This window comes from Amycolatopsis thailandensis (genome assembly GCF_002234405.1).
In the GTDB taxonomy this organism is placed as follows: Bacteria; Actinomycetota; Actinomycetes; order Mycobacteriales; family Pseudonocardiaceae; genus Amycolatopsis; species Amycolatopsis thailandensis.
The window spans coordinates 1-566 of sequence record NZ_NMQT01000406.1 but is presented as its reverse complement, the minus strand read 5'-3'; the positions used below and the strand labels follow the sequence as shown (position 1 = coordinate 566).

Below are 566 nucleotides of genomic sequence, written 5' to 3'. Positions count from 1 at the left end.
GGCTCTCAGCGAGACGCGGAAGCTCACCGCCGAGCAGCACGTGGCGGCGTCGCGGCACGGTATCGGCACACTGCACTCGTACGGGGTCACCGCGTTCCAGGACGCCGGCGTCTCCGCCGATATCCTCGGCGCGCTGAAGTCGCTCGACGACGCGGGCGAACTGCACGCCTGGGTCGTTTCGTCGCTGTTGATCAACGACCCGATCTTCGGCTTCGACCCGATCGGCGCGCCATTGCTGGAGGTCGCCGGGCAGTACCGGAGCGAGCACCACCGGCCCGACTTCGTGAAGATCTTCCTCGACGGAGTCCCGCCGACGCGCACCGCCGCCTTCCTGGAGCCGTACCTGCCGGACGCCGCGCACGGCGCCTGTCACCACGGCGCCACCACCATGCCGGGCGACGAGCTCACGGGCTGGCTGCGTACCGCGGCCGCGGCCGGGCTGTCGGCCAAGGTGCACTGCACGGGGGACGCGTCGGTGCGCGCCACGCTGGACGCGGTGGAGAAGATCCGCGCCGAAGGATTCAGCGACGCACGGTTCCAGGTCGCGCACGGCCAGTTCGTCCACC

The 566-nt window shown here is 71.0% G+C and carries 1 protein-coding gene; it reads left to right on the top strand.

The genetic code is table 11. The annotated features are described in order from the left end of the window. The coding region (locus CFP71_RS43180) for an amidohydrolase family protein (RefSeq protein ID WP_143267357.1) at positions 1-566 on the top strand (566 nt) is incomplete at both ends.